The organism is Streptococcus mitis, assembly GCF_000722695.1.
Classification (GTDB): Bacteria; Bacillota; Bacilli; order Lactobacillales; family Streptococcaceae; genus Streptococcus; species Streptococcus mitis_O.
Window position 1 is genome coordinate 323,280 of sequence record NZ_JPFU01000013.1, and the last position, 18,980, is coordinate 342,259.

At 40.4% G+C, this 18,980-nt stretch carries 16 protein-coding genes and 1 pseudogene; 1 reads left to right on the top strand and 16 read right to left on the bottom strand.

The window, feature by feature from the left end; translation table 11 throughout:
- Nucleotides 1-46: 46 nt before the first annotated feature.
- The 6 genes from gyrB to SK629_RS06895 all read right to left on the bottom strand — a co-directional run bounded on the left by gyrB (nucleotide 47) and on the right by SK629_RS06895 (nucleotide 8,063).
- Nucleotides 47-1,993, bottom strand: a complete 1,947-nt coding sequence (gyrB, locus tag SK629_RS06870) for a DNA topoisomerase (ATP-hydrolyzing) subunit B (protein WP_042901170.1) — start codon at nucleotides 1,991-1,993, stop codon at nucleotides 47-49.
- A 14-nt stretch (nucleotides 1,994-2,007) separates the two neighbouring features.
- Nucleotides 2,008-2,571, bottom strand: a complete 564-nt coding sequence (locus SK629_RS06875; RefSeq protein WP_042901576.1) for an HAD family hydrolase — start codon at nucleotides 2,569-2,571, stop codon at nucleotides 2,008-2,010.
- An 86-nt stretch (nucleotides 2,572-2,657) separates the two neighbouring features.
- Nucleotides 2,658-3,212: a DJ-1 family glyoxalase III gene (locus SK629_RS06880; RefSeq protein WP_042901171.1), complete on the bottom strand. Its 555-nt coding sequence runs from the start codon at nucleotides 3,210-3,212 to the stop codon at nucleotides 2,658-2,660.
- A gap of 10 nt (nucleotides 3,213-3,222) precedes the next feature.
- Complete coding sequence (locus tag SK629_RS06885; RefSeq protein WP_042901172.1) at nucleotides 3,223-4,446, bottom strand: FtsW/RodA/SpoVE family cell cycle protein; 1,224 nt, start codon at nucleotides 4,444-4,446, stop codon at nucleotides 3,223-3,225.
- A 36-nt stretch (nucleotides 4,447-4,482) separates the two neighbouring features.
- The gene (locus SK629_RS06890) at nucleotides 4,483-6,933 is read right to left on the bottom strand and encodes a bifunctional DnaQ family exonuclease/ATP-dependent helicase (protein ID WP_042901173.1); all 2,451 of its coding nucleotides are present in this window, start codon (nucleotides 6,931-6,933) and stop codon (nucleotides 4,483-4,485) included.
- Between the two features lie 200 nt (nucleotides 6,934-7,133).
- A complete protein-coding gene (locus SK629_RS06895) occupies nucleotides 7,134-8,063 on the bottom strand; it encodes a peptidase U32 family protein (RefSeq protein ID WP_000411189.1) in 930 nt (309 codons plus the stop codon).
- A 138-nt stretch (nucleotides 8,064-8,201) separates the two neighbouring features.
- Here SK629_RS06895 and SK629_RS06900 point away from each other — a divergent pair, with 138 nt between their 5' ends.
- Nucleotides 8,202-8,489 (top strand): DUF3270 domain-containing protein, encoded by a 288-nt coding sequence (locus SK629_RS06900; protein WP_042901174.1) that lies wholly within the window; start codon nucleotides 8,202-8,204, stop codon nucleotides 8,487-8,489.
- A 66-nt stretch (nucleotides 8,490-8,555) separates the two neighbouring features.
- Here the strand turns inward: SK629_RS06900 and ltrA are convergent.
- The 10 genes and pseudogenes from ltrA to SK629_RS06950 all read right to left on the bottom strand — a co-directional run bounded on the left by ltrA (nucleotide 8,556) and on the right by SK629_RS06950 (nucleotide 18,933).
- Nucleotides 8,556-9,833: pseudogene (gene ltrA, locus SK629_RS06905) on the bottom strand (group II intron reverse transcriptase/maturase).
- Between the two features lie 542 nt (nucleotides 9,834-10,375).
- Nucleotides 10,376-11,767, bottom strand: a complete 1,392-nt coding sequence (ciaH, locus tag SK629_RS06910; protein ID WP_042901175.1) for a two-component system sensor histidine kinase CiaH — start codon at nucleotides 11,765-11,767, stop codon at nucleotides 10,376-10,378.
- Nucleotides 11,757-12,431: a two-component system response regulator CiaR gene (ciaR, locus tag SK629_RS06915; protein ID WP_000590639.1), complete on the bottom strand. Its 675-nt coding sequence runs from the start codon at nucleotides 12,429-12,431 to the stop codon at nucleotides 11,757-11,759. Before ciaR ends, ciaH begins: the two co-directional genes overlap by 11 nt.
- Nucleotides 12,432-12,538: 107 nt before the next feature.
- Nucleotides 12,539-15,085 (bottom strand): M1 family metallopeptidase, encoded by a 2,547-nt coding sequence (locus SK629_RS06920; protein ID WP_042901176.1) that lies wholly within the window; start codon nucleotides 15,083-15,085, stop codon nucleotides 12,539-12,541.
- Nucleotides 15,086-15,206: 121 nt separating this feature from the next.
- Nucleotides 15,207-15,647, bottom strand: coding sequence for an ASCH domain-containing protein (locus tag SK629_RS06925; RefSeq protein ID WP_042901177.1), 441 nt, complete (start codon nucleotides 15,645-15,647; stop codon nucleotides 15,207-15,209).
- Entirely contained in the window at nucleotides 15,644-16,492 is an 849-nt protein-coding gene (locus tag SK629_RS06930; protein WP_042901178.1) for a putative PEP-binding protein, read from the bottom strand. The genes SK629_RS06925 and SK629_RS06930 overlap by 4 nt, the downstream gene beginning before the upstream one ends.
- Complete coding sequence (locus tag SK629_RS06935; RefSeq protein WP_042901179.1) at nucleotides 16,470-16,970, bottom strand: NUDIX hydrolase; 501 nt, start codon at nucleotides 16,968-16,970, stop codon at nucleotides 16,470-16,472. The genes SK629_RS06930 and SK629_RS06935 overlap by 23 nt, the downstream gene beginning before the upstream one ends.
- A gap of 10 nt (nucleotides 16,971-16,980) precedes the next feature.
- Nucleotides 16,981-17,679, bottom strand: coding sequence for a 3-oxoacyl-ACP reductase (locus SK629_RS06940; protein WP_042901180.1), 699 nt, complete (start codon nucleotides 17,677-17,679; stop codon nucleotides 16,981-16,983).
- Nucleotides 17,672-17,908: a DUF2829 domain-containing protein gene (locus SK629_RS06945; RefSeq protein ID WP_042901182.1), complete on the bottom strand. Its 237-nt coding sequence runs from the start codon at nucleotides 17,906-17,908 to the stop codon at nucleotides 17,672-17,674. The genes SK629_RS06940 and SK629_RS06945 overlap by 8 nt, the downstream gene beginning before the upstream one ends.
- Before the next feature lie 98 nt (nucleotides 17,909-18,006).
- A complete protein-coding gene (locus SK629_RS06950; RefSeq protein WP_042901183.1) occupies nucleotides 18,007-18,933 on the bottom strand; it encodes an aldo/keto reductase in 927 nt (308 codons plus the stop codon).
- Nucleotides 18,934-18,980 lie beyond the last annotated feature (47 nt).

Consider the following 18,980-nt stretch of genomic DNA (forward strand, 5'->3'; position numbering starts at 1 on the left):
ATTATATCATATTTTTTAGACCAAGGGAACTACTTCTCCCGTTTTTTTAGACATCAAGTGTACTATAGACAGCATTTTCTTCGATAAACTCACGACGAGGTTCTACTCTATCCCCCATCAACATATCAAAGATTTTATCTGCTTCTGCAGCATCATCCACAGAAACTCTAGCCATTAAGCGGTGTTCTGGATCCATGGTTGTTTCCCATAATTGGTGGTCGTCCATTTCACCTAGACCTTTATAACGCTGAATGGTCGGTTTGGTACGACCTTCACTATAACGGGCTAAAGCTTCTTGAAGTTTTATTTCTTGATCTGCACCTGGCTGAATGTATTCTTTAATCTCGCTTCCAACCTTGACTCCATAAATTGGTGGTTGGGCAATATAAACATAACCAGCTTCTAGGATTGGTTTCATATAACGATAAATCAAGGTTAAAAGAAGAGTACGAATGTGGGCTCCATCGACATCGGCATCGGTCATCAAAACGAGTTTTTGGTAACGGGCTTTTGAAACATCAAATTCTGCTCCAAATCCTGTTCCCATAGCTGTAAAAAGACTTCGAATTTCTTCGTTGGCAAGAATTTTATCCATGCTTGCTTTTTCAACGTTCAAAATCTTACCACGAATTGGAAGAATTGCCTGAAATTCACGGTTACGACCTGATTTGGCTGACCCTCCAGCTGAATCTCCTTCGACGATGAAAAGTTCTGTTTCCGCAGGATTGTTAGAAGAACAGTCTGCTAGTTTTCCTGGAAGATTGGAAATTTCCAAACCAGATTTTTTACGAGTGACTTCACGCGCACGCTTGGCAGCAACACGAGCCTTAGCAGCCAAAATACCTTTTTCCACGATACGCTTGGCAATCTGTGGATTTTCCATGAGGAAATCAGAGAAGGCATCACTGAAGAGACGATTGGTAATCTTGACTACTTCGCTGTTTCCCAGTTTGGTCTTAGTTTGTCCTTCAAACTGTGGATTTGGGTGCTTAACTGAAATCACCGCAGTTAATCCTTCGCGAACATCTTCCCCTGTTAAGTTGTCCTCATTGTCTTTCAGTAACTTATTTTTACGAGCATAATCGTTGATAACACGAGTTAGTGCTGTACGGAAACCTTGCTCATGCGTTCCACCTTCATGGGTATGAATATTGTTGGCAAAACTCATGACATTTTCATGATAACCCGTTGTGTACTGCATGGCTACTTCAACTGTGATATCATCCATCTCACCATCTGTATAGATTGGTGTATCAAAGATCACATCCTTGTTCTCATTGATATATTCAACGTAACTAGCAATACCACCTTCATAATGATAATGCTTGGTTTGTTCCAAACCTTCACGCTTATCTGTGATGGAGATTTGAAGACCGCGATTTAGAAAGGCTAACTCTTGAATCCGTTTATTTAATTTATCAAAATCAAATGTTGTTGTTTCAGTAAAAATTTCTGGATCCGGTGTGAAGTGAACTGTTGTTCCCGTTTTATCTGTATCTCCAACCACCTCAAGGTCTGCGACAACATGACCACGACGGTATTCTTGGTAATGAATCTTTCCGTTTTTGTGGACATGAACATCTAATTGAGTGGAAAGGGCGTTAACTACTGACGACCCCACTCCGTGAAGACCACCTGAGACCTTATAGCCACCACCGCCGAATTTTCCTCCAGCATGAAGGACAGTAAAGACAGTCTCAACGGCAGGTCGACCTGTTTTTTCCTGAATATCGACTGGGATACCACGCCCATCATCGACAACAGTGATCGAATTATCTGGCTCAATGAAGACTTGAATATGGTTGGCAAATCCTGCCAAGGCCTCGTCGATTGAGTTATCAACAATTTCCCAGACTAGATGGTGAAGACCTTCTTTTGAGGTTGATCCGATATACATCCCTGGACGCATACGTACAGCCTCTAAGCCCTCTAAAACTTGAATTTGACTGGCATCATAATCCTGTGCCTGCAGATTTTTGATTTCTTCTGTCATCTTTTTCCTTTTTCTTACATGTCTAATACTTGTCTTAAATTCACGATACTGGTAAACAAGTGAGTAGCTAGTCCTGCAGCTTGACCTGCTTCGATATCAATGGGACGATCACCAATAACAAGACCAGAGCTAATCTGATACTTTTCTCTTAAATAAATCATGGACTCAGGATCTGGTTTTCTCTTAAAGCCTGAGTTAGAAGTCACCACTTCTGTAAAATAAGCTGCTATAGAAGTTTTTTCTAAAATTTCCAAGACCTGATCATTTCGATGAGAAACCAAAAAATGACGCCCACCTTGACTTGAAATGTCTTCCAATAAATCAGAAACTCCATCAAATAAAATCGGGTGTTCAAGCTCTCTGGATTCATTTTCCTTGTACTTTTCTAAAAAATGCTCTAAGTTGGGAGCGAATGTCTCAATCGCAAAATCAGTAGAAACCTTTAAAGCCTGATAGACACTATCATGATCTTGTGTGATACCATACAGCACTAATGTTTCAACAAATGCGGCTGTTGAAGTTTCATAATTATCCAGTAAAGTTCCACCTAAATCCCAGATGTAATCGTGATATTTCATAGCTTTCATTATACCATTTTTTCCTTAAAAAAGCGATGATTTCCTAGATTTTTCCAAGTAAAAAAAACGAGAGAGTGACTCCCGTTTTACTGATTTTCACCAAAGACATCTCGATAGAGCATTCCTGCTCGTAAACTCTCTGCGTCTCCTCCTAATTGCTCCACCAACTCGTAGGCAAAGGCAAGGGCTGTTGAGGGACCTCGACTGGTTGTCAAATGACCATCGACCACTACTGTTTCCTTGACGTATTGCCCATCAAGGATTTGCTCTTGAACACCGTCATAACAAGTGTACTTCTTGTTTTTCAATACTCCTGCTTGATTGAGGGCAATTGGTGCCGCACAAATGGCTGCCAGTTTCTTCCCTTCTTGCTCGAAGCTTTGCAATTCTTGAATTAAAGCCTGATTTTCACGCAAATGTGCAGATCCAGGCATTCCACCAGGAAGTACAATCATGTCATAATCTGATAAATCACCATCAAAGATACGGTCTGCTCTTACTTGGATTGCGTGCGAACCTGTTACTTGCTCCTCAAATCCTACCATATCACAAGTGATACTTGCTCGACGCAAGACATCTACAACTGTCAAAGCTTCAATTTCTTCAAAGCCCTGAGCTAACATTACTGCTACTTTAACCATGATTTTCTCCTTATTTGATTCGTTTTAATACAACCTTTTTCCGTTTGAATGGGACTTTTCCGCTCTTTTCTTCAGCTAGATTAGTCTGGTAACTCATCGATAAAAGCAAGCCAACACCGATCAAATTACTGATAATAGCTGATCCTCCTTGTGAAATGAAAGGCAGAGGAATCCCAGTCAAAGGAAGCAAGCCCGTCACAGCACCGATATTTTCAAAGATGTGGAAGAGCAACATCATAATCAAACCAGTGGAAATATAGGTGTAGAACTGGTTATTTGATTTGAGAGTAATCTTCAACATACGGTAAATGAGCATGAGATAGAGAGCAATGACAAGGACTGAGCCAATGAAGCCAAAATCTTCTGCGATAACCGTGAAAATCATATCCGACTCGCGAACTGGAATAAGTAGATTCGAAGCATTAAATCCCTGACCAAATAGGCCACCACTGCCAATAGCAATTTGTCCTTGAGCCTGCTGGTAAGTGGTTGTTTGGGCAAAGTCAAAAGGATTGAGCCAAGCCAAGATACGATTGATTTGGTAGGTCGGCATTCCTAATTGATGAAGAAAAGCCCTTCCGTCCTTGCTGATAAAAATAGCTAAGAAGCCAGCAATACCTGTTACCGCAGTCACAAATACTGGGATAATAATTTTCCAAGAAACTCCTGATAGCAAAACGATTCCTGAGAAGATGGCCACAAAAACCAAAGCCGTCCCCAAGTCACTTTGAAGTGCCAAAAGAACTAGGACTGGAATGGTAAAGAGAATCATCCAGAAGATCAGCAAGAAGTCCAGCGGAACTGTGCGCTTCCATTCCTTATGTTTTTTGGTAAACTGGACAATGACACGAGCCAACATGAGGATATAGGATATCTTCATAAATTCTGACGGCTGGAACAAGGTAACACCATTTACCGATACCCAGTTTTTGGCACCCGTTGATGCAACTAGGCTTGGATTATAAAAGACAATTGGCAAGACCATGAGTCCCAAGCCTAAAATATACAGAAAGGGAGTCACTTTCCAAAGAAATTCTGTATTAAAGAGCATGACCACAAAACCAATCACAAGCCCCAAGGCAATCCAGGCGACCTGCTGCCCTAAAATGGGCAGAATATTGTTTGGATAATCATGACTAACAGCTATATAGATAGCCACCACGCCAATAACCAGTAGAAAAAATACTGGTAATAGCAAACTATAATCGACTCTAGAGTCGAGAGAACGTTTCATATACACTAACCTTATACTTTCATACAATACTATTTATCAAAGTTCATTTAAAAATCTATCAATAGCCTCATTAACTTCAGATTGAGCGATCGTTGTAACGCTCGCTTCTTTTGCTAGAGATACTACTATTTGTTTGCCATATCGCTTTCCGACAATTCTCTTATCCAAAATAAGAGTTAAGGAACGCTGGTGTTCGCGTCTCATACTTCTTCCCAAAGCCTGTTTTAAACGAATAATGGCCATTGGCAATTGATAATCATAAAAGGCATTTTTCCCTTCTTGATTCAGTTCCTGATTAATCTTTTTCGTCAAGGGCTCTTGAGGATTTTGGAAAGGAAGTCTTGGTACAACTTGAATCACAAAAGGATGGCTTGAAAAATCAACTCCTTCCCAAAAACTTGCTGCACCAAGCAAGATTTGTTGTTCTCCTTTTTCAAAGCGTTTCTTCAGTTGATGAACATCGCCATTTTTATACTGGGCTAAATGACTTACAGGGAGTAAATTTGATACTGCCAGAAGCATGTCTTTAGCAGTAAAGAGAACTAAAATCGGTTGCTGGAAAGCTTGAAGATCCATCAGCAAATTAGCTACCTCTTTGGCGTAGATTTCTAAGGAGGTTTCTGTTACCAAGGGGAAATCTTTGATCAAGATCACTTCTTGATCCTGTTTTTTACCAGCTTCAATCTTGACAAATTTAGCTTCGGGATAGCCTAACAGGTCTGCCAAAGAAACTCTCTGACTAATCTCAAGAGTAGCCGACACTCCCAAGACTTGACATGAATCAGGCACTAAGGAAGATAGAAGAATACGGCCTGATTTTGTAGAAGAAATCTGAATTTTCTTTTGACTCGTTTCAGTTGCTTCAAGCCAGTAATCACCTTCAGCCGTAAAATAGCGGACCAGCTCATCAAAGCCTTCTACTTCTAATTCTGAAAAATACTGATGGAGATTGGCCAGAGAATCTAAGATATTTTTCCTAGATTTTCCAGACTGAAATTGTTCTATCAGGTAGAGACACTCAAAGCGAATACTTTCTAGTATTCGTTGCTGGACCTTATTTTGCTCGTCCAGTAAAGCCTTATCAAGCAAAACGATAATAGACTGGATATCGTAGGTCTCTTGAAGCAGATTTTCTAAAGCTAACAAAATCTTTTGAACTTCATCAATAATCAATATACGGTCACTGACAAATTCAGGATTATCTTCCAGTCTGGTTACAAGATAAGCATGATTGGTCACTAAAAGCTTGCAGGTTTGTGCCTTTTCTTGACTACGTTTCCAAAAATCTTCCGTCACAAATAAGCTTTGAGATGATAAATTCCCGTCATGACGAAGATCTGTTAGAAAATGTTGGTAACGGTAGAGTTGCCCGATTTCATCCAAATCCCCCGTTTCTGTCTCTGTCAGCCAGATCAAGAGTTGCATTTTAAAGCGTCTAAATAAGCGATTTTCATCATTTTCCTGCAAGGAACGATAAAAGGCATCCAACTTCAGATAATTGTGTGGTCCCTTTAAACTATGAATATCTGTATGGAACACCTCTTTAAGACGTTTACCTTCTTCTTCCATGGTTTGATTTTGAAGAATCTTTGTCGGAACGCTAAGGACAATCTGACGATTTTCCACTTGGGACAAAGCGGGTAAGAGATAGCCATAAGTTTTCCCAATCCCAGTTGGCGCTTGAATGAATGATACAGGCTCATCCTTCAATAGCAAACCAACCTCTTTAGCAAAACTTTCTTGCTCCTCCCTCACTTCAAGGTTCAACAGAGAAATATTTTTAGAAAAATCTTGAGATAATTTTCGTGGCTCATTGGGAGCTGTAGGTTTCTTGAAATATAGCCCTTGAACTTGGACCAAGTCTGGAGAACTCAGGATAGATTGACTGCGATAAATTTCTTCAATAACTAGGTAAGACTCATATAAGAGAGCATCAGCCATTTCCAGCAAGCGTTCCAAAAGACCTTTCGGAAGCTGGGCCATCTTTTCTCGTAGAAAAAGGAGTAATTCCGCAGTAGCTTGGGCATCTGAAAGGGCTGTGTGAGCGTGTTTTAGAGGAATTCCTAATTCCTGACACAAAATCGGCAAACTATATTTTTCCAGTTCAGGGAAAAAGACCTGAGCCAATTCTACCGTGTCAACACGAGGATTTCTTAATTCATAGCCTTCAAAAAATAAATTTTCCGCCAAGAGATTGGCATCAAACTGAACATTATGGGCTACAAAAATCCCATCCTCTACCAAGTCAAAAATTTTTCTGGCAACTTGCGAAAAATCAGGTGCTAGCGCCAGACGTTGGTCAGTCAGTCCTGTCAGTTCTTTGATATGAGCATCCAAAGGTTCATGTGGATTGACATCCGTCGAATAGTGATCGACGATTTTTCCATCCTCAATCACAACAATTCCCACTTGGATAATTTTAGCCTTACTACCTGTGCTAGTTGCCTCTAAATCCACCACAACATAGCGATTACCAATCGTTTTCATTATAAAAAATTATACCAAAAAAAGGGCCATTTGGCACCTGCAAACATGGGATAATTTTCAAACTCAAGAAGATTACTTTTCTGAAAAATCCCAGTAAACAGAGCATCCTATCCTGCTAATTTTTTTGAAAATGGTGAGGAAATAAGAAAAATTGAGAGAAGAAATGTTTGCATCTTCCTTCTCTCAACGAATCATTTACTTTATTTAACCATATCAGGATCGTAGTCATAAAATCCTGTATCAAGGAAACGGTTTTTAGGGTGTAACTTGCGCACTTCTTCATCCAGCAAGAAGGCTTGGTCATGGCTAAAGTTGCCCTCTTGGATCAAGCTACGCGCTTGGATAAAGAGTTTTGCAATCTCAACAAAGTTCTGACCTGGAGTGTAAAGTCCTTCTAATTTCCAATGAGTAAAACCATGCTCTACCAATTCTGTCAATTTGGTCATCAAATCAAGATCATTGTTGGCAAAGATGTGGGTCCCATGATTGTCTTCAAAAATGGAATAGTGGCTCTCGGGGTCACTTGGCTCAGCCAAGAAGAGGTCCCGCTTGCGGGTCTTTTCATCATCGATATGCGTAAAGTTATAGTAGTTTTGCAAGAGTGGACGTTTAGAATGATGGATGACGCTAGCACCGTAAACCAACACCTCAGCAGGAATTTCCAAAATCTCAGGCATCTTGAAGAGCTCAGCAGATGGAATTTCACGCGCCAAAACAGCCTCAGATGCGCCAGCCTTTTGTCCCCAGAAGTTAATCTGACGACTGCTTGTCACCATAGTTGAGGCATCGTAGATAGTCTTAAAGGAATAACCATCGCGATTGACCACATAAAAGACACCTGCATCCCCAATCGTAATGTAGTCTGTCTTAATTTCTTCCAAGAAATCGAGGAAGGGCTTGATACGGTCCATCATATCTTGGTGCATAAGGGCATTGACTGCAACAATCAATTCCTTACCAGCATCATGAACCAGCTTAGCGATTTCACGCAATTGGTCATGACTAAAGGTTGTTGGCAGACGAAGGCCAAAATCTTTCTCACCGACATAGATACGGTCTACGCCAGCTTCGAGCAGTTGTTTAACTTGTTCAATACTTTCAGCAGTTGCTGTAATGATAATCTTTTCCATAATGAAAATTATACCATATTTCTCAAAAATCAGCTATTCTTTGAAAATGAAAAGGGACTTTATTCTTTTTGTAACCTTTCTGTAATAATTCTCTGCTGAAAAAATGATAAAATAGGTATGTACTGTAAGGAGAGAGACATGCCCGTAAGAAAATTACAATCCTATGAGGTAGACTATCAAGAAGAATTAAACCATCAGGTTCCTCGCTATCAAGATTATACACCTGAAGCGCAATCTGATGCCAATCTCAAGGAAATCCTATTTTTTGTTAATATCGCTGTTTTTTGTATCTGTATTGCTATCTTTAGTTTTATCTTTTTAGCATTAAAATTATCAACTGCTCTTGCCTTTGCCGCAGCAATCGGATCCAGCTTACTTGTTTTAAAAGTACAACGGTCTATTATCAAACGAAAACGTAGAAGATAAAATCGAGTAGGGGATAATCTCTAGCCCCTCTCACACCACCGTACGTGCCGTTCGGCATACGGCGGTTCAACTAACTTTTAACGCATGTCGTTCAAGGTAATAATCCAAACACGAAACCAGTCCACGTTTTTTAAGGACTGGTTTTGATATAGCCCGTTTAAGTACCGACTTCTGAGCTACTAATTGATAGTGATCACCCCAGCCAGATACCTTATCTGCTATCCATTTAGGAACTCCTAACTTAAGCAATCCCCATAATCGTCTAGATTTCTTCTTCCATTGCTTCCAGATAATCACTCGTAGGCGAGTGCGCAAGCGCTTATCTATGCTGGTGACTATACTTTTCATATTTCCCAATGAGAAATAGTTTATCCATCCTCGAATAGACAAATTCAGTTGCTCAATACGTCTTGTTAAGTCTATACTCCATTTCCTCTGTGTTAGTTTCTTCAATTTAAGTTTAAATCTCCGAACACTATCTTGATGGGGGCGACTTTTCCAACCAGCTGATGATTTTCAGAACCCGAAACCTAAATATTTCAATTCTCTTGGTCTGGTAATCTTAGTCTTGGTTATGTTTACTTTCAAACCTAGCCGTTTCTCAATAAAACGACTGACTGAATACATCACACGCTTAGCGGCAGCCTCGCTTCCGACCGTAATCACACAATCATCTGCGTAGCGCACAAATCGAAGTCCCCTCTTTTCTAATTCCTTATCCAATTCATTAAGCATGATATTGGATAAGAGAGGAGATAAATTTCCTCCCTGTGGTGTGCCAACTAGCGTTTTATGACGCTGACCGTTAATGATAACACCTGAATGAAGATACTTACGAATCAAGGATTCCGTATCTCCGTCTTCGATAATGTTATGTACTAAGGACATCAATCTATCTTGAGGAACTGTATCGAAGAATTTCTCTAGGTCTATATCCACTATCCACTCATAGCCGTCATTTAAGTACTCTAAGAGCTTCATGATGGCTTTTTCACATGACCTATTTGGTCTGAATCCATAGCTCGTATCTGAGAAATGGGGTTCACAAATGGGGGTAAGGACTTGAATAATGGCCTGTTGAATCATTCTATCCATAACTGTTGGAATTCCTAGTTGACGGATGCCTCCGTTTGGTTTGGGAATCTCAACTCTGAGAACTGGTTGAGGCTTATATTTTCTTTGTTTTATCCGTTCCTTAGTCAGGCGCCAGTTTTGTCTGAGATAATTATCCATCTCTTCGATAGTAATTCCATCAATCCCAGCTGAGCCCTTATTGGATTTTACTTGATTGTAGGCTTCCAGCATATTTTCGCGTGATAATATCTTATCTAGCAATTTTGACATGTGCGTATTCCTTTCTTGTTTTGGTGCCTGAGGGACATCTTATATTGGTGAACCTTCATCTAGTCAATACGTGATAGAGTCCAGTTCTATCAGACCGTTCGTTTTACAGACACAAGTGAAGTAGGATTACTTCAATCTGTCGTTTTCTCTTTCTAGCGACAGACCTCAAACAGTCTCTCCCCAGACTGTTTGAGTATTCCCCCTTCGCTCCACTTCCATTACAGAAGTTTCCTCACTACTATGGGCTCGGCTGACTTCTCATGATTCGTTGTTACTACGCTTTCAGCGCTCATGAGACCTCACGGGATAAGTTGTACATCTTTCCTCGTTTACTCTCGTGATTTACGCATATAGGTTACGACTACCTTTTTGGACTTTAGAGTTTTAGGCCCCCTTATCCGCTATATACGCCTTACTATCACGTTCCTGTTCGTAGAGCCACGATTTCGCTATCCCTTCCTCTCCCCGCTACCTCACGATAGTCAGGCTTGGGAATCGCTATTGGGTTCACCGGTAGCGGGTGCCCACGGAGGACTTACACCTCAGATGTACGACATGCCCGTCGTACTACAAAATATCGCCCCAACTGGAGCGATATTTTTATTTTTCTTTTTAGATGGTGTATGGATGGCAATCTTCACTTCAAAGCTTGTTCCCTTTGGTTTATTATCTTTGACAGTAATGGTTCCTTTTAGGGCATCTACAATTTGCTTGGCTAGGGATAATCCTAAACCAAAACCACCCTTTTGACGGGTTCTAGCCTTGTCCACTCGATAAAAACGATCAAAAATTTTCTTCTTATCTTCTGTCGAAATACCTACTCCATTATCAGAAACCAGTAAATAGAGACTACGATCGGTAGCTGAAATCACAAAATCAATTTCACCATCCTCTTCAGTATACTTGACGGCATTATCAAATAGGATAGTCATCAGTTGTTTCAGAAGAAGCTGATCCGTGACAATCGTGCGATGGATGCGATTTTCAAAACGGAAGACACGGTCATTTTCCGAAGCAATCATCTCATAGTTTGTAAAAGTCGTATTGAAAAAGCTAGTTGGAACTTCTGCAAGTTCTGGCTTAATCCCATCATCTCTCCGAGCTAAGTTCAGCAAGTTTGTCGTCAAAAAACGCATATTTCGGACTTCTTCTAAACTAGAGGCAATGCTTTCGCTCACATCCATAATGGTTGCTTCTGGCTTACGAAAAAGGGTCTCTAAACGATTTTGCAGAACTGCAAGTGGAGTTCGTAACTCATGACTAGCATTTTCTACAAAGGACTGCTGCTTCTGCATGCTCTCAAGCAGAGGTCGGACACTGACTCGAGCTAAATAGAGACTGGCAAGCAAAGACAAAATCCAGAAACTAGCCATCACGACCACAATCAGTTGCTCATGCTTTTGACTGGCCTGCTCCAACTGACTGGTATTAATCAAGACAGCGGCATACTTGATATTTGTTGAAACCGAACTGATATTGGTTTCCATCAAAATCATGCGATAGATTTCTTCCTGGCCATAGCTATTAAAAACCTGAATCTGATAGATATGGCCTAGTTCTTTCTTTTCTAACTTAATCTTATCCAAGCCCAAAAATCGATTTCCAGAAAGGAGTTGTGTAAAATTTTTATCAAAAAGAATAACCTCTGTATTGGAACTAACATTGGGTTTTACTTCAGTCTTGCTAGTATCTGTAGCGGCATTCTCTAAATCTTTAATCTCTTCTGTTGCCCTATTTACTGCCAGCTGAATAACTGCTTGAGGATTTTCACTCAGTCCATGAAGCTTATCATCCACCGAAGTATAGAGACTTGAATGCATGACCTGCAAAATAATCAGAGTCATGGTAGAGAAAATCAGGGTGAAGACACCGAAGTTGCGGATAAAGTAGCTAAAGTCATCCGCATACCATGTTTTTTTTAGTTTACTGAACATCTTTTAAAATATACCCAACACTACGCAAGGTTTGCAAATTTTCCGCAAAAGTGGTTCCTTTTAATTTCTTACGGACTTTTGAAACATAGACTTCGACAACCGAAATCGTCGTATCACTATCAAATCCCCATAGACGGTCAAAAATCTGAGTCTTGGGCAAAATAACATTTTGATTTTGAAGGAAATAAACTAGTAAATCAAATTCTTTCCCCAGCAATTCGACGGGAGTATCTTCAACTTTAACGGTATTGGTTGATAAATTAACCACGATATTTCCATATGTTAAGGTGTTTTCATTAAACTTACCTGAACGTTTGAGAAGAGCTTGTATCCGCATTTTAAGTTCTTCTAGGTAAAAAGGTTTGGTCAGATAATCATCCGCTCCTAGTTCAAATCCATGTCCCTTGTCATCCAAGCTTTCTTTGGCAGTCATAATCAGAACTGGTGTCGTAATTCCTTTTTCACGCAATTCTTTCAAGACTTGGAAGCCATTTTTTTCAGGCAACATTAAATCCAGCAAAATCAAGTCATAGACGCCACTTTCAGCTTCGTAGAGACCTTCTTCACCATCAAATACCTGCATGACATCCGCAAAATCGTCTAAAAAGTCAAATACTGAATTTGACAGGCCTAGGTCATCCTCAACCAATAAGATTTTTATCATGAGAAACTCCTCCTTATTAAAACCATTATACCAAATTTGCCTTAAAAAAAACTCAACTCCCTCTTACTTTAAGAGAGAAAGTTGAGTTTTTATTATTTTACGAATGTTTAAGCTTTCCCATATTGAAGAACGACTGCTTCTACTGCAGCTTTTTCACGGTTAATCAAGTCAACACGCGCTGCAATTTCCTTGATTCCCATACCGATGTTACGGCTAAGAGCTAGGTCAGAAAGTTGTGGCTCAAAGAATTCTTTGTATTCCGCCAAGCGTTGCTGAGTCTTAAATACGTGAGCAGGAAGGATAACAAAGCTATCAAAGCTCATATCTCCTCCAAGAGCTGCCTTAATCCAAGCCCAGTTTTCACGCGCCCAAGACCAAGCTGTTTCCTGGGTTGCTTGATGACCTAAGAACTGGAAGTACCAAGCAGACAAGTCTTGTGGTTTGACCACAAATTTATCCTTCCAAGTTGTAAGCAGTGTTTGGATGTTCTCTGCATCTGTCGCATAAGCAAGGGCTGCTGCTAATTGACGCTTGAAGGCTGCATCTGTTGTGTGAGTATAAGTATCAAGGTAAAGTGCTAACAAGTCTTTAGTCTCATGATGTTTCATTTCATTGATAAGGACTTGGGAACGGATTGCTGCTGGAAGTCCTGCAAGCTGATCCTTGTGAGCTTCGAAGATTTGGCTAGCGATTTGACTAGCTTCTGCATCATTTGAGCGAATCATCATGGAAACAGCCAGCTGACGAACCAATTCATCCTCATCTGATTCTCCATCTTTAGCTTCGAAACCAAGACGGTCATAGTTGTGACGAGCCAATTTAGCAACTAGTGCTTTGAAGGCTGTTTCAACTTCTGTTCCTTCATCGATAAAGCGCTCAAGAGCAGAAATCACTTGAGAAACAGCTGAAACCACAAGGTAAGACTCTTCCTTGGCAAGTTTATCAAGGACTGGAAGCAAGTCAGCATAAGAAATGTGCCCTGCTTCAGCAAGCAAACGACGTTCTTGGACGATTTGAAGTTTGCTTGTATTATCAAGTTCTACTAATTCTGAAAGAATAGCATCCAGTAATTCACCTTGATAGTCAGTAATGTAGTGGGCTGTATTTTCAGTGTTAAGACGAAGGGCTGTTTTGTTTTCAGCAAGAAGGGCTGCGTAGCCTGGAATTTCGATGCTTTCAGTTTCAAGTGTATCAGGCAAACCTTTCCAGTTGCTATTGAGTGGCACTACCCAGAGACGGTTCTTATCTTCATGCTCACCGATGAAGAATTGTTTTTGCGAAATCTTCAAAACATCATTTTCAACAGTGGCAGTAAGGACTGGATAACCAGGTTGTTCTAACCAAGAATCCATGAAGGCTGCAACATCACGTCCTGACGCTTGACCAAGGGCATTCCAAAGGTCACGACCAATTGTATTGCTGTATTGGTGTTTTTCAAAGTAAGCGTGCAAACCTTTAGCGAAATCAGCATCGCCAAGCCAACGACGAAGCATGTGCATGAGGCGGCTTCCTTTGGCATAGACGATAGCTCCATCAAATAGCGTATTGATTTCATCTGGATGTTTCACTTCGACGTGAACAGACTGCACACCATCTGTCGCATCACGTTTCAAGGCAGACGGAACACCACCTGTTTGAAAATCTTCAAAGATATTCCAGCTTGGCTCGATGGCATCCACACAGACATATTCCATCATGTTAGCAAAACTTTCATTGAGCCAAAGGTCATCCCACCATTTCATAGTAACGAGGTTACCAAACCATTGGTGAGCCAACTCATGTGCCACTACAAGGGCAACTTGTTGACGGCTAGCAAAGGTTGAGTTTTCATCCACAACCAAGTAAACTTCACGGTAGGTCACGAGACCCCAGTTTTCCATAGCACCTGATGAAAAATCAGGAAGGGCGATATGGAGAGATTGAGGGATTGGGTACTTGACTCCGTAGTAATCTTCGTAAAACTCGATTGAACGAACGGCGATGTCCAGTGAGAAATCAAGATTAGATAGTGGGTGGGCTTTGGTTGAGTAGACACCTACGAGGGTACCGTTTTTAGTTTTAGCCGTTACTCCTTGTAAATCACCCGCAACAAAGGCCAACAAGTAAGAAGACATGCGAGGTGTTGTCTCAAACTTCCAGATACCTGTTTCCTTGCGGTTTTCAACATCGATTTCTGGCATGTTTGACAAGGCCACTTCACCTTCTGCTTGGTCAAAACGTAGAGAGAGGTCAAAAGTTGCTTTGGCTTCTGGCTCATCCACGCAAGGGAAGGCTTCGCGCGCAAAATGGCTCTCGAACTGGGTAGACAAGACTTCCTTCTTGACACCATCAGCTGTGTAGTATGAAGGATAAATCCCTGTCATGTTATCTGTAATCTTACCAGAAAAGGCAAGAACCACTTCAACTTGACCAGCCTCAGCCAATTCGATATGAAGGGCTTCATTGTCATGGTCAACTGTAAATGGACGAGCTTGACCTGCAACTTCTACAGAAGCAATTTCCAAGTCTTTTTGATGAAGGGAAATACGGTCACTTTGTGCTTGACCCGTAATGGTCACCTTCCCAGAAAACGTCTTGGTCTCACGACTCAAGTCTAAAAATAAATCATAATGTTCAGGAACAAATTGCTTAATAAAATGTTCAACTGCTTGCATAGTTTTCTCCTATCTAAGTTTAAGAGCTAGAGCTCTTCTTCAAACAAACTTATTATATCATGTTTTGCTTGAGAAAAAAGGATTGGACGGCGATTTCCAAAACTTTCTTCCGTCTAACAGTCTACAGTGGGTAGACCTTGCGAAATTCTTCTAAAACGACCTTGCTGTTAGGTGTAAAAGTCAGCCCAGCCTCCCTCATCCACTCGGTGAAAAAATCTTCATGAACCTGGCGCCAATAGGCTAAAGATTTGTCTCCCTCGCCTTCCTTGTAGGCATGGTCAGCAGAAACTTGATGAAAGGGCTGAACAGAAACCTTTGTAATTTCGACAATGCAGACAGCCTGATTTTGACTATCTAAAATGACATCAAAAGTTTCTTCTTGTGGAAGGGGTTCGTCTTCTAATGCATAGAGGTCGTAGGCAGAAGCCGTTGCTGTCTTTTCTCCTCTTAAAACCAAATCTGCCAAGAGATCAGCATCTACTCCAAAAGCCCAGGCATCTATCTCATCTCCAATTGAGGGATTGATTTGCTTATAGGCATTCCACATTTCTTGCGGTGTCATGGGTTGCTCCTTTGTAATTTTTTACTCACTTCTTTTACATGTTTGAGGTGGTCTGGATGATCAATCTCTAAATCAAAAATCTCTGGAATAGAACTGTAGTGGATAATGCACTTGATACCCATCTGATTCATTTTTTGTATGAAGGAAACATTCAGATAACCTGCCACAGCAAAGTCAATCTTTTTCGTCCTTGCTTTATCCTGCATCTGTCTCAGCATATCTAACATTATTGGACTTTCCATATCATGCCATTGACTGTTTCTCACAGTCGCAAAAACAAAGGAAGTCAAATCATTCATTCCAACTACAATCTTTGAAATGCCCGTTTCCAATATCCTATCCAAGTCAAAATACGCTGACGGTAATTCAATCATTGTGCCAATTTTTCCAGCGAAACCATGCTGACGTAATACTCTAATAGCTTGCTCTAACTGCTCGGCATCATTCACAAAAGGAAAAACAACAGACAGATTGGGATTGGTTTGATAAACTTCTGTAACGACATTTGCCTCAGCCTGAAATTCATTCAGACACGCCAGTAAACGCCTAGTTCCTCTATAACCAAGCAAGGGATGATTTTCATCGAAATACTCTTTAGTCCCCTCTAAACAATTAGCTTCTGTATTCGTTAATTCTGAAAAACGATACCAGACCTCTTCATCTGAGTACAAGGAACAAATAGTGTCTAGATAATCTTTTACAAATTGCTGACAACTTGCTAATATGATGTTTTGATTGAGCTCTCTCAACAAGTATTCACCTCTAATCATACCTACGTGGTGCAATAGTTGAGGATAAATTTTTTCAAGAATTTTTTCGCCACTAAGAGCTAATTGGTTTTTCATCATTCACCTTCCAATTCATATACAAAGTCTTGTCCAATTCTGGAAATCCTAATAATTCAGACTTAACCTTCAAGACTAATGGCGATGCATTTTCTTCTGTGATTTTTTGAATATCCATCCAAACATATCCCAGTGAATCATTCACACCATCAGAGATAGCTTCAGAAATAGTAACTTGAGGTGCCTCCCCATTCATTTCAACATCATACAAGGCCATGATATGGTGAACCATAAAATTTGTTAACTCTTCCCTGACGAAAACATCGTAGATTCGAGGATTGGAGTAGCTTCTAACAGTAAATCCCGTCTCTTCCAAAACTTCTCTAATCAGAGTTTCCGTAAGTCCTTCACCAAGTTGTTGACTGCCACCGGGTAGATCATACCGATATTGATAAGGGCCTCTCGTTTTTTCAATGCAGAGTAACTTCCCATTTTCAAAGCAAACAGCGTAGACTCCAAAGTGTTTTTTGATTTCCATCCAACTACTCCTACTTTAAGCTCCAGCCACCATCTATTGTCAAGATTTGTCCTTGCATGGCGCTTGCTTTTCCACTTGCTAAGAAAAGGCTAATTTCTGCTACTTCCTCTGGCTCAATCCAGCGTTTGATTGGGGTTTCACTAGCCACCCAGTCCGCTAAACCACCTGGTTCAAAGTCCGCAGCGGTCATAGCTGTCTTGACTGCTCCTGGAGCAATCCCAAAGATCTGAATCCCAGCTTCTGCATAGTCTAGAGCCAACTGCTTGGTGAAGCCAGCCAAGGCGTGCTTTGAGGAGGTATAAGCGTGTCCACCTCCACCAGCTAGGCTAGAAGCAATAGAGCACATATTAATAATGATTCCCTCTTTATTCTCCAACATTTGTGTCAAATAATACCGAGTCAACTCAACAGGAGTCACGTAGTTAATTTCAAAAATCTCTTGAATTTCATGCGACGTTTGTTCCAACAGTGGTTTGTAATCATCTAAAACTCCTGCAGTATTACACAAAACATCCACATAAGGACACCAGTCAAAAATTGGTTTCAAGTCTAATGTCAAATCCCTCTGTAAAAAGTGAAAATCACCCTGCAATTGAGGATTTTCACCTTGATCAACTCCATAAACTTGATAGTCCTTCTCTAAAAAGAGGCGAGCTTGAGCTAATCCGATACCTGAGCTCACTCCTGTAATGAGTACACGCCTAGTCATGCACTTCTACCCAATCCGTCGCCAAAATATCACAAGGTGTCGGGCTCCATATGGAAAAACCTTCTCCTTCTCCAGACACGTTGATTAGGAAATAGGGCGTCACTTCAAGTGCAACCCCGCTTTGTTCGATAGTGTCAAAGAGTTGGACATAGTTTTCAGCACCTCCCCAACCAGTACGTACATATTTTTTCTTAGCCTTTAAGCCAGGCAGCATTTCTTCAAATGTCATGTTTTTCTCCTTTAATGTCAATAATTCTTCCCTTCATTATAACAAAAAACCGCTTTAAAACGGCTTTTTGACTGTGATTTATTTACATCTGCTTCTACTTACGGCAAATTATTCCCTGCAGCAAGATAAATTTCATACCATTCTTTTCTTGTTAAGCTAAAGTTTACTGCTTGGCTAACTTCTCTCAAGTGCTTAAGATTTGTGGTACCTACAACTGCCTGCATTTTTGCTGGATAACGCAATATCCAAGAAACGGCAATAGTTGAAGAAGTTACTCCATATTTAATAGCTAAACGCTCAAGTACTTGATTTAAAGCTTGAAATTTCTCATTTCCAACAAAATTCCCTTTAAAATACCCGAATTGTAAGACAGACCATGCTTGAATGACCACATCGTGTAATTTGCAATATTCAAAAATGCTGCCATCTCGCATAGCTGCTTGACTATCTTCCATATTAACATGAAAACCTGATTCAAATCCTGGAGTAAAAGCCGCACTCAATTGTAGCTGATTAACAGCTAACGGCTGCTTGACATCTTTTTTAAGCAACTCCATCATCATAGGATTTTGATTAGAAACTCCAAAATCTCGAACCTTACCTTGTTTATAAAGAAGATCAAAGGCTTCTGCTACTTGGTCAGATTCCATCAAAGCATCTGGTCGATGAAGAAGCAGGCTATCTAAATAATCAACCTGCAATCTTTCTAAAATCCCATCAACTGATTGTAATATATACTCTTTTGAAAAATCAAAATAGGTAAATTCTTCTATGCGAATGCCACATTTTGACTGAATCCACATCTCTTCTCTTAAATCTGGACGATTTTTTAGGACAAGACCTAACAGTTCTTCACAACGACCACGACCATATATATCAGCCAAGTCAAAAGCGTTGATTCCAACAGAAAGTGCTGTTTCTACAAGCTCTTCAACTTCTTTTACAGACTTATCTTTTATTCTCATCATTCCGAGAACAATTTCTGATAATTCTTTGTCATCTTGACCAAGAGTTATGTATCTCATCAAATTTTTCTCCTTTAATATCAATAATTCTCCCCTTCATTATAACA

What these genes read in the sequence shown, in the direction of transcription:
- SK629_RS06925 (WP_042901177.1), bottom strand. Translation starts at nt 15,647, where the DNA reads ATGACACCGCAAGAAATGTGGAATGCCTATAAGCAAATCAATCCCTCA.
- SK629_RS06950 (WP_042901183.1), bottom strand. Translation starts at nt 18,933, where the DNA reads ATGAGATACATAACTCTTGGTCAAGATGACAAAGAATTATCAGAAATT.
- SK629_RS06945 (WP_042901182.1), bottom strand. Translation starts at nt 17,908, where the DNA reads ATGACATTTGAAGAAATGCTGCCTGGCTTAAAGGCTAAGAAAAAATAT.
- SK629_RS06935 (WP_042901179.1), bottom strand. Translation starts at nt 16,970, where the DNA reads ATGGAAATCAAAAAACACTTTGGAGTCTACGCTGTTTGCTTTGAAAAT.
- SK629_RS06885 (WP_042901172.1), bottom strand. Translation starts at nt 4,446, where the DNA reads ATGAAACGTTCTCTCGACTCTAGAGTCGATTATAGTTTGCTATTACCA.
- SK629_RS06900 (WP_042901174.1), top strand. Translation starts at nt 8,202, where the DNA reads ATGCCCGTAAGAAAATTACAATCCTATGAGGTAGACTATCAAGAAGAA.
- SK629_RS06890 (WP_042901173.1), bottom strand. Translation starts at nt 6,933, where the DNA reads ATGAAAACGATTGGTAATCGCTATGTTGTGGTGGATTTAGAGGCAACT.
- SK629_RS06940 (WP_042901180.1), bottom strand. Translation starts at nt 17,679, where the DNA reads ATGACTAGGCGTGTACTCATTACAGGAGTGAGCTCAGGTATCGGATTA.
- ciaH (WP_042901175.1), bottom strand. Translation starts at nt 11,767, where the DNA reads ATGTTCAGTAAACTAAAAAAAACATGGTATGCGGATGACTTTAGCTAC.
- SK629_RS06880 (WP_042901171.1), bottom strand. Translation starts at nt 3,212, where the DNA reads ATGGTTAAAGTAGCAGTAATGTTAGCTCAGGGCTTTGAAGAAATTGAA.
- SK629_RS06895 (WP_000411189.1), bottom strand. Translation starts at nt 8,063, where the DNA reads ATGGAAAAGATTATCATTACAGCAACTGCTGAAAGTATTGAACAAGTT.
- SK629_RS06875 (WP_042901576.1), bottom strand. Translation starts at nt 2,571, where the DNA reads ATGAAATATCACGATTACATCTGGGATTTAGGTGGAACTTTACTGGAT.
- ciaR (WP_000590639.1), bottom strand. Translation starts at nt 12,431, where the DNA reads ATGATAAAAATCTTATTGGTTGAGGATGACCTAGGCCTGTCAAATTCA.
- gyrB (WP_042901170.1), bottom strand. Translation starts at nt 1,993, where the DNA reads ATGACAGAAGAAATCAAAAATCTGCAGGCACAGGATTATGATGCCAGT.
- SK629_RS06920 (WP_042901176.1), bottom strand. Translation starts at nt 15,085, where the DNA reads ATGCAAGCAGTTGAACATTTTATTAAGCAATTTGTTCCTGAACATTAT.
- SK629_RS06930 (WP_042901178.1), bottom strand. Translation starts at nt 16,492, where the DNA reads ATGAAAAACCAATTAGCTCTTAGTGGCGAAAAAATTCTTGAAAAAATT.